14 protein-coding genes are annotated in these 13,206 nt (G+C 68.5%); 7 read left to right on the top strand and 7 right to left on the bottom strand.

Translation table 11 applies throughout. The features are described 5' to 3' along the window. The 6 genes from KY501_RS45635 to KY501_RS45660 all read right to left on the bottom strand — a co-directional run. On the bottom strand, positions 1–499 hold a 499-nt coding region (locus tag KY501_RS45635), incomplete at its 3' end, for a hypothetical protein (protein ID WP_224371102.1). 115 nt (positions 500–614) lie between these two features. Then, positions 615–1,445 carry a hypothetical protein gene (locus KY501_RS45640; RefSeq protein WP_224371104.1) on the bottom strand — a complete coding sequence of 277 codons (831 nt, stop codon included), beginning with the start codon at positions 1,443–1,445 and terminating at the stop codon, positions 615–617. 10 nt (positions 1,446–1,455) lie between these two features. Next, positions 1,456–1,908, bottom strand: coding sequence for a hypothetical protein (locus KY501_RS45645; RefSeq protein WP_224371106.1), 453 nt, complete (start codon positions 1,906–1,908; stop codon positions 1,456–1,458). Beyond that, the gene (locus KY501_RS45650; protein ID WP_224371108.1) at positions 1,905–2,861 is read right to left on the bottom strand and encodes a hypothetical protein; all 957 of its coding nucleotides are present in this window, start codon (positions 2,859–2,861) and stop codon (positions 1,905–1,907) included. Before KY501_RS45650 ends, KY501_RS45645 begins: the two co-directional genes overlap by 4 nt. Beyond that, positions 2,861–4,180, bottom strand: a complete 1,320-nt coding sequence (locus KY501_RS45655) for a hypothetical protein (protein ID WP_224371110.1) — start codon at positions 4,178–4,180, stop codon at positions 2,861–2,863. The genes KY501_RS45650 and KY501_RS45655 overlap by 1 nt, the downstream gene beginning before the upstream one ends. Further along, complete coding sequence (locus tag KY501_RS45660) at positions 4,164–4,982, bottom strand: hypothetical protein (protein WP_224371112.1); 819 nt, start codon at positions 4,980–4,982, stop codon at positions 4,164–4,166. The genes KY501_RS45655 and KY501_RS45660 overlap by 17 nt, the downstream gene beginning before the upstream one ends. A gap of 55 nt (positions 4,983–5,037) precedes the next feature. Between KY501_RS45660 and KY501_RS45665 the strand changes: the two genes are divergently transcribed. The 7 genes from KY501_RS45665 to KY501_RS45695 all read left to right on the top strand — a co-directional run bounded on the left by KY501_RS45665 (position 5,038) and on the right by KY501_RS45695 (position 10,196). Next, complete coding sequence (locus KY501_RS45665) at positions 5,038–5,856, top strand: hypothetical protein (protein ID WP_224371114.1); 819 nt, start codon at positions 5,038–5,040, stop codon at positions 5,854–5,856. Between the two features lie 31 nt (positions 5,857–5,887). Then, positions 5,888–6,190: a hypothetical protein gene (locus KY501_RS45670; protein ID WP_224371116.1), complete on the top strand. Its 303-nt coding sequence runs from the start codon at positions 5,888–5,890 to the stop codon at positions 6,188–6,190. 208 nt (positions 6,191–6,398) lie between these two features. Further along, positions 6,399–6,692: a hypothetical protein gene (locus KY501_RS45675; protein ID WP_224371117.1), complete on the top strand. Its 294-nt coding sequence runs from the start codon at positions 6,399–6,401 to the stop codon at positions 6,690–6,692. 30 nt (positions 6,693–6,722) lie between these two features. Then, on the top strand, positions 6,723–6,938 hold the full coding sequence (locus KY501_RS45680; RefSeq protein ID WP_224371119.1) for a hypothetical protein: 216 nt from the start codon (positions 6,723–6,725) through the stop codon (positions 6,936–6,938). Between the two features lie 63 nt (positions 6,939–7,001). Then, positions 7,002–8,114, top strand: a complete 1,113-nt coding sequence (locus tag KY501_RS45685) for a tyrosine-type recombinase/integrase (RefSeq protein ID WP_224371121.1) — start codon at positions 7,002–7,004, stop codon at positions 8,112–8,114. Positions 8,115–8,632: 518 nt separating this feature from the next. Further along, complete coding sequence (locus tag KY501_RS45690; RefSeq protein WP_224371123.1) at positions 8,633–9,133, top strand: hypothetical protein; 501 nt, start codon at positions 8,633–8,635, stop codon at positions 9,131–9,133. A gap of 67 nt (positions 9,134–9,200) precedes the next feature. Next, positions 9,201–10,196 carry a PD-(D/E)XK nuclease family protein gene (locus tag KY501_RS45695; protein WP_224371125.1) on the top strand — a complete coding sequence of 332 codons (996 nt, stop codon included), beginning with the start codon at positions 9,201–9,203 and terminating at the stop codon, positions 10,194–10,196. A gap of 9 nt (positions 10,197–10,205) precedes the next feature. Here KY501_RS45695 and KY501_RS45700 read toward each other — a convergent pair whose 3' ends face one another. Beyond that, positions 10,206–13,148, bottom strand: coding sequence for a tetratricopeptide repeat protein (locus tag KY501_RS45700; protein ID WP_224371127.1), 2,943 nt, complete (start codon positions 13,146–13,148; stop codon positions 10,206–10,208). Positions 13,149–13,206: the final 58 nt, after the last annotated feature.

Genomic DNA, 13,206 nt, shown 5'->3' on the forward strand with positions numbered 1-13,206 from the left:
GGCTCATCGGGCCGAACGTCTCGTTGAGCTTCTTGTCAGCCCCCGCGGAGTCCGCGGTGGCGTACCGCGTCTCGACGCCCACGCCCGCCGGGATGGTCAGCGACGGCTGCTTGATGACCTTTGCCCCCGAGGGGAGCTGGATCGTCAGGATGCTGTGCTCCGCGAGGATCGCCTTGATGGGCAGCACTCCCGGGAAGCGCTCGCCCACGTAAAGGCCGATGGCCTTCGGGTAGACGTCGGCCACGGGCTTGGCGCCGGAGGCGAGCCAGTTGTTGTACGCATTCTCCGCGATGCGGACCGGGAAGTCCGACGCCTCCTTGAAAATGTCGACCTGCCCGTTGTTGAACTTGCCGAACGCCGTGTTGCTGTTCACGTTGCCCGTCATCCGGAACGCAGCGTGCAGCCGCGCCGGCGCGACGTTGCGCAGCTTCTCGATCTGCTTCTGCGCGTTGCTGATTCGCTGCTTCCCCTGCCCCTGCCCCTTCGCCTGCTGTGCCATGGTTCAACCCTCGAGTAGCTGCTGTGCTGCGGTGGAAGTGAAGGAGTCCTGAGGAGGCGGGAGACCGAAGCTCCGGCCTCCCCAGGCGTCCTGGAATGCGGTGGCTGTCTCCCCGTCAGGCGCTCCAGCCGTTCTCGGACTCCCCGGAGAGGCCCTCGTCGGCCTCGATGTCGCCCAGGTCGTCCGCCACCTCGAAGGAGCCGCCGCTCAGGTCGGCCTGCTCGATGCCCTCGACGCCGGAGCTGTCACCCTTGGGCAGGGCCAGAAGGTTGCCTCGCTGGTCCATCACGAGGACCTCACTCTCCCCGAGGTCACCCAGCAGCGTCGCGCTCTCGGTGCCACCGTTGTCCAGGTTGAGCTCGATGGCCTCCCCGGCCAGCGCGTACATCGGCTGAGAGGTGCCGTCAGGCAGCATCCGGTAGACCTGGCCGCCGGAGATGTAGACATCATCCGGCGCTCCGAGCTGCGCGTAGCCCACCTTCTGGAGGGCACCGACGGGCTGCCCGGCGCCGTTGGCGAGCTCGCTCAGCCCGTGGAGGACGGCGAGGGCGGCGCCAGCGCTGGCAACCGCCTTACCCGCACTTGGGTTCAGCCGGTTGAGGAACAGGCCCAAGCCCATCGTCGCGCCGGCCGGGAGGATAGTGCGCAGCCCGGCCCGCACCATCCGATTCGACACGCGCGTGGTGACCTGGTGCAGCAGCGGCTGCAGGGCGACGACCGTCGCCATGCCGACGCCTGCGGCCACCAGGGTGCCTCCCACGTCCACGCCGGGGTTGCGTCGACGCGCCCGGGCCCGGCGGGGGGCAGGCGGCGGCGCAGCCTGTCGGCTCCGGCGCTTCCTCTTCGGGGTGGCCGAGGTGCGCGACTTGGCCGTCGCCGCCCTCTTCTTGTTCTTCTTCTTGGTGCCGTTCACGATCATCAGCTCCTTCTGTCTCTCCAGGTTCATGGGCTCCCTTTCACCCTCGGATCCCGGAGGGGGTGACAGAGAAGCCCCCACCGGAGATGACGTAGACGGAGCCCACGCAGCACAGCCGCGGGCGTCCCTTGAAGTCGTGCTCGTAGTCCTCCGCGCGCCCGCTCCACTTGTCCGAGCGGTAGGCGATGGAGGCGACGCATCCACGGTCCTCAGTGGCGCCGAGCTCCACGGTCGCTGGGGTGACGTTGGCCGCCTCGAACTCCGACCAGCGTTTGTACGCTCGGGCGACACCCTTCAGAGCCCGCTTTGCGGGGCCCGCGAGAGGCCCCGGGGCAGCCTTCGGAGCTGGCACGAGGTACAGACGCTTCTGCGTCGAGTCCGTGCAGAGCCAGAGGCCCTTCTTGGGCCACGAGAGGGTGGACCTCTTGCCGTCCTTCTCGACGCGAAGCTCGAGGACGGTGCCGAGCTGCGCGAGCGCGTGAGGAATCCTCATGGCCGGGGAACCTCGGCGTCCTTGTCCTTCACCACCCGGGCCACCTCGCGGGCGCCCCAGGCGAGGCCTGCAGCCATGAGCCCGAGGCCAACCCACTTGGCGGACGTCGCGAGGGCGCTGAAGGGGGATTCGTTGGACTCGGCGCGGACTTTGTCCGCCTCATTCCGCAGCGTGCGGAGCTCTTTCACCTCCGCGCCCTTGCCCTGCTGGACCAGCGTGAGCTCCTGCTTGGCCACCTCCGCGCGCGCCACCTCGGTGGCATTCTGGTAGTAGGCAAAGAGGCTCGCGGCCAGCGAGGTTGCGACGGCCACGGTTGCCACTGCCGCCCCGGCGCCGACCACGAGGGGGCTTCCCAGTGTGGACTGCCCAGTGACGAGGCTCGCTCCCTTCTCGAGTGCGGACATGACAGTCCCCAACTGCTTCCACGTTTCCTCGGCGCGCGACGCCGGGGCCCCAAAGAGGGTGTCCGAAGCCTGCGTCGAGAGCTTCTTGCCCTTGAGCCCCGCGCGCAGCTTGTCGAGCTCCGCCCGCATGCCGGTGAGCTGGGCCACCTTCGCCTTGAGCTCCTTCAGCTTGTCGGTGGCGGCGGTGACGCCTTGCTCCACCTTGCCCGCCACGGCGTGGGAGACGCGGTACCAGAGCGAGCTCCGCTCCTCTGCGTCCTTCAGTTGGGACTGGCCCTGCTTCAGCCAGAGCTGGAGGTTCTCCCGCCACTTCGCCACGGGCAGGCGGCCCGCCACCACCTCGTCGATCTGCTTGGTGGCGAAGTCCTGCACCGTCTTCGAGTAGGTGGCCGCGGCACCAATGCCCGCCTTCTTCACGGAGTCCTCTCCCCCTGCCTCGTTGGCGGCTTTCGCCACCTTCTGGGCAAGCTCGAGCAGGGGCTTCACCTCAGCCTTCAGCGTGGCGGCCGGGACGGGAGGCGCCACCTTTGCGACGACGCGGGCGGCCATCACTCCTCCTCCGCCGCCGAGCCGTCGTCGAAAGGGCCCGCATCAAGGCTCTCCTCACCCTGGGGCTCGACCGCGTCCTCGGAGGCCTCCTCGTAGGAGGCGCCGTCATCCTCCGGCGCGGCCGGCTCGAACGTCTCCGCGTCCTCCGGAGGGCTGACGAACGTCGGCGGCTCCTCCTGCATGGAGGAGGGGGGGGGCGCAACGGAGACAGGTGTCGGCTGCGCCGCAGACGCAGAGGAAGCAGCAGCGGCAGCAGCGGCGCGCGCGATCAGCGTCTTCGGCTTGACGCCAACAGCCTTGGGGGCGGCGGGCTTCGAGACCGTGCGAGCCGTCGAGGCCTTCAGTGCCTTGGGGGCGGAGGGCTTGGGGCTCGCAGCCTTCGCGACCGTCGACACCGCCCGAGCGATGGGGTTGGACTTCACCGCGGCCGAGAGGCCTGGGGCGACCTTGTCCAGGAGCATGGGGGCCGCAACCTTGGCCAGGCCAGCGACGCCGCCCTTCTTCACCGCGTTGATGACCTTCACGCCCTTGGAGGCCACGTCGATGGCGGTGAGGGCGGCCGACCCACCGGGAACGAAGCTGATGGCCTTCTTCAGGATCGCGCCGCCAACCTTGCTGGTGGCCACCTTCGCAACTCCCTTCGCGAGCTTCTTGAGCGAGAAGCCGTCGAGGCCGGAGAGGCCCGGGGGAGGGCGAGCGCCAACACGTCGACGGGCGCGCCGGGGGGCTCCTTCGGTGTAACCGAGAGTGGAGAGGGACACAGGGAATCTCCTCGTGACTGCGTGGGGGAGGACGTCGCCCAGCTGTGCCCGCTCGGCAGGGCGGAGCAGATCCAGGACTGGGTCAAAGGAGTGCACTTGACGGCAGGACCGGCACCACACCTCGAGCCAAGTGTGGTTGTAGCGAACCGGCTCGCCTGGGCGAGGGGCGCGCCGCGCGCCGATGATCACGAACACAGGGTGCCCGATGGCCTCGAAGAGGCTTCCCGCCTTGATGACAGCGCAGTCGCAGTCCCGCCCCCTCGACGGGACAGCCGCACCCTGCAGAAGCTCGGCGTCGACCGGGTCCAGGCGGTACGGTGCCGCCTCCAGCCCAGTCATGTAGTCCCACACAGCTTGGATTTCGCCGTGGTAGTCGTGGGGGCGGGCGAGGAATGCGGCGCGTCTGGCCTCGTCCTGGACCTCCGGGTCCTTGCTCCCCTCGCGGATGAGCTCGAGCATCCGCGCACGCGTCCTGTCGATGCCCTCGGTGCCCGGCAGCAGAGGCTCCCGGCGCACCCGGTGGCCTGCGCGCGAGATGGTGTCAGCTCTCGGTGCCATGGGTGCCGCCGCCCTCTGTCCCGCCCGCACCCACCGTCGCCTTCCTCCGGAACCCCACAACCTTCCCGCGAGTGCCCTCCTCGGCAGGCTCCTGCCGAGGGGCGGCACCAGCTCGAGCCGCCCGCGCTTCGTAGAGCCGCGCCTTGGCGTCCGAGGTGCGCGCGCGCACCTTGAGCACGTCCGCGACGCTCTCCACGAGCTCGGCCACGGCTGGGGCCAGCACCGGGGACTGGATGGCCCTCTCCAGGAGACCGAGAAGCCCGGTCGCGAGCGGTGAGGCTCCTTCCCCGTCCCCCTCCTCCTCGGGGTCCTCCTCGTACTCCTCGCGAGGAGGGTTGAGCTTGCTCTCCACGGCCTCGCGGATCAGCCGCTCCGTCACCTCTCGGAAGAGGTCTGTCGGCGGCGCGACTGCTGGGGCGACCGGCGGTGTGACGGAGGGTGTGACGGCTGGCGTGACGGCGGTCGTGACTGCGGCATTGGCGTCGCGCACCCGCAGGGAGACCGTGGCCTGGCTGACGTGACGGCCCTTCTCGCGGATCCGGAGGGAGTAGTCCCCAGTGGGCAGGTTCAGTGCCGCCAGGTGGTCGAGGACCTGGAGCTCGAGGGGCACGTCGCGACGCAGCAGTCGGATAGGCTCAACAGCTTGTCGAGCTCCGGCAGGGTCAAACCGGATCTCCAACGTGCACCGCGCATCCTCACCCAACTCGTCCAGAGCTGCCTGGAGTGCATCAAGCCCGTCCGCCACGCCCGTCACCTCCGCCCGGGCACTGAACCCGGGGGCGAGCGCGTTAATCCCAGACACGTTATGCTGGAGCTCTCTCGTTGTATGGGTGAGGTGGGCGATGGCTGGTGGGAGAGTGAATAAGCAGTCGGGCAGTGGTGCGTCTTCGGTGGTGTCCGCGGAGAAGAAGGAGCAGCCCCAGGAGGGTGCGAGCTCCGCAATGATGGACCCGAAGGACGCCAAGGTTCTCCAGGCGGAGTGGGAGAAACGGCCGACGGTGAGCGCACGCGCCCTCGTCGACAGCTGGAAGATGGTGAGCACACGGCTGGTCTCCGCAGTGGTGGCGGCGATCCCGTCAGCCGAGCCGCTGGCGTTCCTCTGCGCGTCCCTCTGGTCGCCGGAGAAGGTCGAGGAGAAGGTGGCGGTCCTCGAGAAGGTGCCGGAGTCGGTCCGCTACATCATCTACAGCACGCTCACCGCCATGCTCATGGAGACCAAGCACCTGGTGGCGGACCTCTGCAGCGTCCCGGAGGCGCAGCGAGACGCCTTCCTCATGCAGTTGGCCGAGTTCATCCAGGACCGGGAGTTGTATGGCCTGGCGTCGCCGCCCATCATGATGCAGGGGGGGCACGCTCCGCAGGCAGGCTCCCGTATGATTCATGCTGGGGTGTATTTGGGCCTGGCCGAGTACGTCATCAGCAAGGGCCCCTCGGCGGGTATGCGCCGCCCGGCCGTGGTGGTGGAGCTCCACGAGGACAACAGTGCGACGCTCGCCGTGCACTTCGCCATGGTGGACGTGCCGCACGAGTCCAGCGTGGAGCTCCAGCGCGTGCCCTTCAGCGCCGAGGTGAAGCCCGGCACGTGGTTCCACGAAGGGGTTGGCGCCCCGATGGTGAAGATGGAAGAGCCGTTCCAGGCTGCGGCGGCCGCGGTGACGAAGACTCCGAGCGCGTAATCCCACGCGCTCGGTGATGGAGGCGGTACCGATGGCGGAGCGTGGCGGGGTACGGGAGAAGGTGCTGCGTGTGGTGATTGTGGGAGGCACCATGCTCGGAGCGCTCGGAGGGGGCGCTACCGGCATGGTGGCTCTCAACCACGGTGAGGAGCAGCGTGCTGTGCAGACGGCTCACACCGAGCTGATGCAGAAGCTCGAGCGGGCAGCCGAGCGTGACCGTGACAACGCGGAGCGCCTGGCCCGCATCGAGTCGGATGTCTCATGGTTGGTGCGCATGGTTGGTGCGCCAAACACAGATCAAAGTGGCACCCCCTCCCGGGTGGGGAAGCGGTAACGCCTGAGAGGGTGGCAGGCCTGTAGCAGTCAGCAAGGACTCACTGGCCTGCCACCCTACCCTTGAGACCATTCCGAAATAAAACACCTCGGGATAAGTTTGCCTTGTGGTGGGCGGCGGGTTGGTGGGTGGGGGCCTGGTGGCAGTGGTTGCCATGCAGGCTCCAGTTTTCTCGGTGCCGCTCCGTTCTCTTGGAGGCGTTGAGCGTATGGGCACCCAAGGCAGTCCGCGCAGTGGCAAGAAGATGGCTCGAGTCAACGTGCCTGTCCTGCGTGAGGTGTTGCAGCGGCTGGGCTCCGAGAAGGGAATCGCCCTCGTGGGCGAGTGCTACGACTTGGTGAGCAGCGCGGCGTTGGATGCTTTCGACCAGCTCGAGGTGAGCCCCTTCATCAAGTCAGCCGCGCGCGGTCCCATCGAGATGGTGGTGGCTGGCGGCCGCGGCATCGTCATCGACTGGGCCCACAAGCAGCTGCCCAACTCGCCTGTGCCGCCTCAGGCGTGACGGGCCGGGCCCGGCCGAGCGCGAGGGACTATGCCACTCGAAGTGCACTTCGCTGTGGATGGTGGCGCTCCGCTGTGGACGCGCCCCTATAGCCGGGAGCCCCTGCCTGATGCCGGGGCTGTCGTGCAGGTGGTCGGCGCAAAGTCCTACGTGGTGCTCGGGCAGGAGTGGCTCTATGCGAGCACCGGGCACCTCGCCGTCGTCGTGGTGTGGCTGAGGGAGAGCCCTGCGGACGTTCGCGGGTGAGGAGCGCGGCCTCCTACCTGAAAGGTTGAGTGCCGCTGGGGCTCGCCTACGTACGGCTGTCGCATGGACAGCCTTGATCCTCACCTCGTCGCGTTCCGCCAGCACCTCACCAGCGTCCGGCAGTTCTCTCCACACACCATCAGGAACTATCTGGCGGACGTCGGCAGGTTCCACGACCACCTGGTCGCGCGCCGCCTCGAGCTCGTCTCGGTGACGCCGGCGCAGGTGGTCGACTACTTCAACCTGCTGAAGACGGAGCTGGCGTCCACGAGCAGGGCGCGTCACGTCTCGAGCCTGAAGTGCTTCTACCGCTACCTCGTGAGACAGCGGACCATCCGCTCGAGCCCGCTGAAGCTGGTGCGGGTCATCTCTCCGCAGTCGAAAGCTCGCACTGTTCCGCGGGTGGACGAAGTGGCTCGTATCCTCGAGCAGCCTCCGGAGGGGAGCGCGCTTGGCTGGAGGGACCGAGCGGTCCTCGAGCTGCTCTACAGCGGAGGACTGCGCGTCTCAGAGGTCGCCGCGCTCGACATCGATGACGTGGACCTGCGGGAGAGGATGGTTCGAGTCACAGGGAAGGGGAGCAAAGAGAGGCTCTGCCCCATCAACCCAATGGCCGCGCAGGTCATTGGCGTGTACCTGCAGCGGCGCGGAGAGCTCCGCTCAAGGAAAGGGGCGCACCCGACTGCGCTCATCGTCGGCAGGTGGGGGCGCCGACTCACGCCAGGCCAGATCCGGGAGAGGGTGGCCATGCACTCGAGCCAGGCTGGCACTCAGGTCTCCCCGCACACGCTGCGGCACGCGTACGCGACCCATCTTCTCCACAACGGAGCTCACATCGAGAGCATCCAGGAGTTGATGGGACACGAGTCCTTGACGACGACGCAGATCTACGCCCACGTCACTCTGGAGTACCTTCAGCAGGTGCATGCTGAGGCTCATCCTCGGGCGGCTCCTTCTCAGTCGGAACTGCAGCCGGAGGCCCCTGCGGAGCAGGCGGTGGAGCGCACTCGTAGCAGAGAGCTCCGATGCGATGGGCAGTGCACACCCAGCGCTCACACTCCCGGCAGCGGCGACGGGTGGAGCATCCACACGGAGGGTCCAACTGGCACTTCTTCGCCTGTAGCCGCCTTCGGGGAAAGGGGCTCACTGGACACCACTGCGGATCTTTCTGGTTGATGCGGGAATGCGCCTGGATCTAGCGTCTGCGACTACCGACCTGTAAAAAGGTCGGGTAACCCGGGGAGTGCAGAGACACTCCGCCGGGGCCCTAGGCACGTCAGGAGCTGGAAACTCCTGCGGCTTTCTGATGGGTCCTCGCGCTGGAAACGCGGGCTGCTCATCGGGTGACGGCGCCCGGACCCGGAAGATTTGCAGGCTGCCCTTCTCGAGGACAGCACGGTAACGCCGCGTCCTGACGGGACGACGGCGTGGTGGTGCGTGCCGTGGCGTCAGGCGAGCTGCTTCCAGCAGAAGTACCCCCGCGCGCTCGGCAGAGCCAACGAAGATTTCTTACGTCGACTGGAGTCGACATAACGAGTCATTATCGCGGGTTGTGGCCAGAAGGCGCTTGGACCCCCTCAACTCCAGTAAATCCAAGGGGTTGGAACGTGAATCTCTGGAGAAGCAACTTTTCCCGGAGGGCGCGTGAAAACCAGGTAACGGTGTACCTATCTAGAAAGCCCGAGGCTTCCTCCATGCGCAGCCCGAAAGCCGATGCCCCCAAGGTCTCCCTGCCCTCCCGCGGCTCCGAGAAGGCCGAGACGAAGGCTCCCTCCCGTTCGGGGGGGATCGTTCCTCCGTCGACGCGGCCTGCCACTGCCGCGGATGGCTTCGAGAAGCCGGGCAAGAGCGGGCCTTCGCGTGGGAAGGGCCACTCCGGGTTCGAGCCGAAGCGTCCGCAGCGGCCCGAGGTGCACCGGCCACCCGTGAGCCACGGGCCTTACGTGGGCGCCAAGACCCACCTGTCCGACGACGTCATCGCCAGCCTCAAGACGGCCGGTGAGGATCTCGCGGTGAAGCTGGGACCCGACGCGGATGAGAAGACTGTCAAGGACGCTGCCTGGAACTTCGTCAAGAGCCTGAGCCTGGCCAACTTCCATCTGGAGAAGGAGGCCCTCGACCTGGTGGTCAACTCCTACCGGCTCTGCGCCTCGGGCAGCGGCAGCTCCAAGCCGCGCCCCTTCGGAACCGAGTAGTTCTTGAAGGATCCTTGCCCGCCCCCTTTCTGGCCGGGCGGGCGAGGGCATAGGATGCGCCCCTCCGATGCGGCGCGCCACCCTCACCAACGACTTCTCCTGGTCCAAGAGTCGCCACGAGAAGTTCTCCGAATGCCTTCGGGCCTACTACCTCTACTACTACGGCTCGTGGGGCGGGTGGGAGGCAGGGGCCTCGAAGGACGTGCGCGAGCTGTACGTCCTCAAGAAGCTGAGCAACCGCTACAGCTGGGCGGGCAGCGTGGTGCACGACTGCGTGAAGGACGTGCTGCTGGACTGGCAGGCGGGGCGGCAGGTGGATCCGGCCGATGTGGAGGCCCGGGCCCGCAAGCTGATGCAGGACGACTTCCGGCACTCGGCGAAGAAGTCGTACTGGACGCAGAAGTACCGGAAGACGTTCACCGGGCTGGTGGAGCACGAGTACGCCGAGCCGGTGCCCGACGAGGCGTGGAAGCAGAACTGGGAGACGGTGCGCCAGGCGCTGGGGTGGTTCTTCTCCTCGCGGTGGCCGGCGCTGGCCCGCTCGCTCAAGCGGGAGCAGTGGCTGGAGGTGGATGCGGGCTTCGACTTCTCCAGCTTCACCCTGGATGGGGTGAAGGTGTTCGCCATCCCGGACTTCGCCTACCTGGATGAGGCGGGCATGCCCGTGGTGGTGGACTGGAAGACGGGCAAGGCGCGAGACGGGTATGACGAGCAGGTGCTGGGCTACGCGCTCTACGTGTCCCAGCGCTACAAGTTCCCCGTGGAGAAGGTGCGCACCTCGCTGGTGTACCTGAACGAGGGACTGGAGCAGAACGTCCACGTGGACCTGGCGGCCATGGAGGCCTTCAAGGCGCGCTTCACCCAGAGCGTGGCGAACATGCGCGGCATGCTCACGGATGCGGCCACCAACACGCCGAAGGAGTCCGCCGCGTTTCCGATGACGGAGGACGTGTCCATGTGCGTGCGCTGTGCCTTCCGCAGGCCCTGCGGGCGCCTGGAGGCGGCGGCGCAGGTATACGCGCAGCAGCAGGCGCAGAAGGCGGCGGAGCCGAAGGTCGCCTGAGCCCGTGCCTCAGGGGCGCGGGTGGGCTGCCAGCCATCGGGTGCTGCGCGCCACCCGCTCGGCATGGCCAATGCGCTGCCAGTCCTCCCGGGCCTGGGTGGCCAGCTCCACGGCGCGAGCGCGCTCGGCGCTCCGGGCCTCCCAGAGTGCCTGCGCCAGCGAGAAGCCCACCTCGGCGCGGATGGCTCCCTTGGGGGCGAGCTTCTGGGCCCGCTCGAGGGGCGGCAGGGCCTCGGCGGCTCTTCCCTCCGCGAGGAACAGCTCCCCCTGGATCTGAAGCGGGTAGGAGAGGTCCGGATGCTCCTTGCCGAGCGCCTTCTCGGCGATGGCCAGCGCGCGATCGATGCGCTCATGGGCCTCGCGGAAGCGCTTCAAGTGCGTCAGCACGAGGGCCTGTTGGCGGAGCGACTCGGAGACGAGATCGTGATCCGGGCCCAGCGTCTTCTCGCGCAGCTGCGTGGCGCGCGTGTGGGCCTGGAGCGCCTCCTCGTGGCGCCCGAGCTCCTCGAGCGCTCCACCGAGGCTGGTGAGCGGGCCCGCGAGCTCCTGAGCGTCGGGGCCCGAGAGCTTCTCCCTGAAGGCGACGGCGCGCTCGGCCATCCGCCGTGCCTCCTCGGGGCGCCCGAGGGTCAGCAGCACGATGCCCAGGTTGGTGAGGGTGGAGGCGATGTGCGGATAGTCGGGCCCCAGCACCTTCTGTTCGAGCTCCAGGGCCCGCTCGAAGCGCTGGAGCGCCTCCTCGTAGCGGCCCACCTCGTAGAGCATGGCGCCCATGTTGGTGAGCATCTGGATGGCTTCGGGGTGCTCGGGACCGAGCGCGTTTTCCTTGAGGGCCGCGGCGCGCTGGGTGCGCTCGAGCGACTCGTCATAGCGGCCCATCCACCAGGCGACGGTGGCGAGGTTGGAGAGGGTGGAGGCCGAGTCGGGGTGCTCGGGGCCCAGGGCCTTCTCCCGGAGGACCAGGGCTTGCGAGAGGCTCTCCCAGGCCTCCGGGTACTTGCCCTGTTCGGTGAACATGCGGCCCAGGACGGAGTACGCGGTGGCCTGCGTCAGCTCATTCCCGGTGCTGTCGGCCATCGCTCGAACCGCTGGGGCCAGGGGCGCCGCCTCGGCGAACCTGCGCTGCCGGTCCAGCTCCCTGACCAGGAGGCTCATGGCCCGGGACATCTGCAGCGAGTCCCTGCCCCGCGCGGCTTCGGAGAGGGCCTGGCGCGCCAGGGCCTCGGAGCCCTTGTAGTCGCCGGAGCCGTCCTTCAACTGGGCCATGAGGAGCAGGAGCTGGGCGTGGAGGGGCGGGTGGCCCGCGGCCTCCACCTGGGGCAGCAGCTTCTCCGCGGTGGCGAGGCCCTCCTTGTACTGGCCGGCGGTGTAGAGGGCCTCGATGATATCCACGGTGCCGAGCAGCTTCTCCACCTGAGCCCGGACCGCGGGATCCTCGGGAGGGGGGACCGCGGCGGTGAGGGCCTCGTCGTCCGCGCAGTCCTCGAGGGGCGGGAGCGAGCGGGCGGACTGGGTGGCCTTCTCCAGCAGCGCGGGCTCGGAGCCGTGAGAGAGCAGCTCGGTGAGGGCGTGCAGGCGGCTGCGCCTCCGCTCCAGGCAGGATTCGCGCAGCGCCGCGAGCCGGGGGAGCTGAGTGGCCTGCTCGGCTTCACAGAGCGCGGTGCTCTGTTTGATCCACTGGCTGGCGTAGCTGTCCAGGGCCGTGGAGACGCGCTCGGCGGTGGCGTCCGCGTACGGGAGGCCGGTGCCGTGCAGCGAGTCGAGCACCTTCTGTTTCACCGAGGCGTCCCAGACGCCATCGAGCCTTCGGGCCACCTGGCTGCACGTGGGAGCCTGGGCGTGCTGTCGAGCCCAGCCCCAGAGGGCGAGCGCCGCCAGCACTCCGGCGACCGAGGCCATGGCGAGGACTCGGCGGCGGGCCTGGCGTTTGATGGCGGGATCATCCAGCAGCAGGGCCAGCAGGGCCTCCATGGAGGCGGGGCGCTGCTGGGGATCGGCCTGGAGCCCCTGGAGCACGGTGCGAGTCACCCAGGCGGGCACATCCGAAGAGGCGGGAGGCGGGGTGACGAGGCCCTCGCGGCGGGCGCGGGAGTACTCGGCCATGCTGCGGTCGGGGAAGGGGAGCTGGCCGTAGAGGGCCTCGTAGAGCGCCACGCAGAAGGCGTAGAGATCGCTGCGGACGCCGGCGGGCTTGCCCCGGAGGAGCTCGGGGGCCATGTACTTCGGCGTGCCCATGAGGGTTCCGGGGATGGTGAGCGCGCTGCTCAGCGTGTCCGCGGACAGGGAGGCCGGGAACTGCTCGGAGGGGATGAGATCCAGCGCGGATCGAGCCAGGCCGAAGTCCATGACACGGATGCGGCCGTCCTTGCCGATGAGGACGTTGTCGGGCTTGAAGTCGCGGTGGATGAGCCCGGCGGCATGGGCGGCGACGAGCCCCTTGCCCGCGGAGAGGTAGGTATCGAGCACCTCGCGCCAGGAGCGGGGCTGCTGGTCGCACCACTGGCGGAGGGTCTGTCCCTCCACATATTCCATGGCGATGAAGAGGGAGCCGGCCTCGAGGGGCCCCGCGTCGTAGACGGCGACGACGTGGGGGTGGTTGAGGCGCGCCATGGCCTGGGCCTCGCGCACGAGGCGGGCCTCCCCATCGGTGGCGGTAGCGTCCGAGGCGTCGATGGGGTGCAGGAGCTTGAGGGCGACGCGCCGGTCCAGGCGCGTGTCATAGGCCGCGAGCACGACGCCCATGCCGCCCTGGCCGAGGGTGTCGAAGACCATGTAGCGGCCGGCGAGCATCTGGCCTGGGGCGGGGACGGCGAAAGTGGTGGGTGGGCGCGCGGAGCTGGAGAGCCAGGTGACCTCATCGTGCGGAGACGGGGAGGAGCGGATGACGGTGGGGGCGTCATCCACGGAGACGGAGGCCGGGGCCGTCTTCGGTTCCTTCTCGGGGTCACTCATTGGCGGGGCGAGTATTCCAGAGGCACGGCCCCCAGGTACACCGCCGTCCCATCCTTGG

It is taken from the genome of Hyalangium versicolor (assembly GCF_020103695.1).
Classification (GTDB): Bacteria; Myxococcota; Myxococcia; order Myxococcales; family Myxococcaceae; genus Hyalangium; species Hyalangium versicolor.

Bases quoted from the DNA above. Each gene is read 5' to 3' on its own strand.
- KY501_RS45640 (WP_224371104.1), bottom strand. From the start codon at position 1,445: ATGAACCTGGAGAGACAGAAGGAGCTGATGATCGTGAACGGCACCAAG.
- KY501_RS45680 (WP_224371119.1), top strand. From the start codon at position 6,723: ATGCCACTCGAAGTGCACTTCGCTGTGGATGGTGGCGCTCCGCTGTGG.
- KY501_RS45650 (WP_224371108.1), bottom strand. From the start codon at position 2,861: ATGGCCGCCCGCGTCGTCGCAAAGGTGGCGCCTCCCGTCCCGGCCGCC.
- KY501_RS45670 (WP_224371116.1), top strand. From the start codon at position 5,888: ATGGCGGAGCGTGGCGGGGTACGGGAGAAGGTGCTGCGTGTGGTGATT.
- KY501_RS45675 (WP_224371117.1), top strand. From the start codon at position 6,399: ATGGGCACCCAAGGCAGTCCGCGCAGTGGCAAGAAGATGGCTCGAGTC.
- KY501_RS45685 (WP_224371121.1), top strand. From the start codon at position 7,002: ATGGACAGCCTTGATCCTCACCTCGTCGCGTTCCGCCAGCACCTCACC.
- KY501_RS45695 (WP_224371125.1), top strand. From the start codon at position 9,201: ATGCGGCGCGCCACCCTCACCAACGACTTCTCCTGGTCCAAGAGTCGC.
- KY501_RS45645 (WP_224371106.1), bottom strand. From the start codon at position 1,908: ATGAGGATTCCTCACGCGCTCGCGCAGCTCGGCACCGTCCTCGAGCTT.
- KY501_RS45690 (WP_224371123.1), top strand. From the start codon at position 8,633: ATGCGCAGCCCGAAAGCCGATGCCCCCAAGGTCTCCCTGCCCTCCCGC.
- KY501_RS45655 (WP_224371110.1), bottom strand. From the start codon at position 4,180: ATGGCACCGAGAGCTGACACCATCTCGCGCGCAGGCCACCGGGTGCGC.
- KY501_RS45700 (WP_224371127.1), bottom strand. From the start codon at position 13,148: ATGAGTGACCCCGAGAAGGAACCGAAGACGGCCCCGGCCTCCGTCTCC.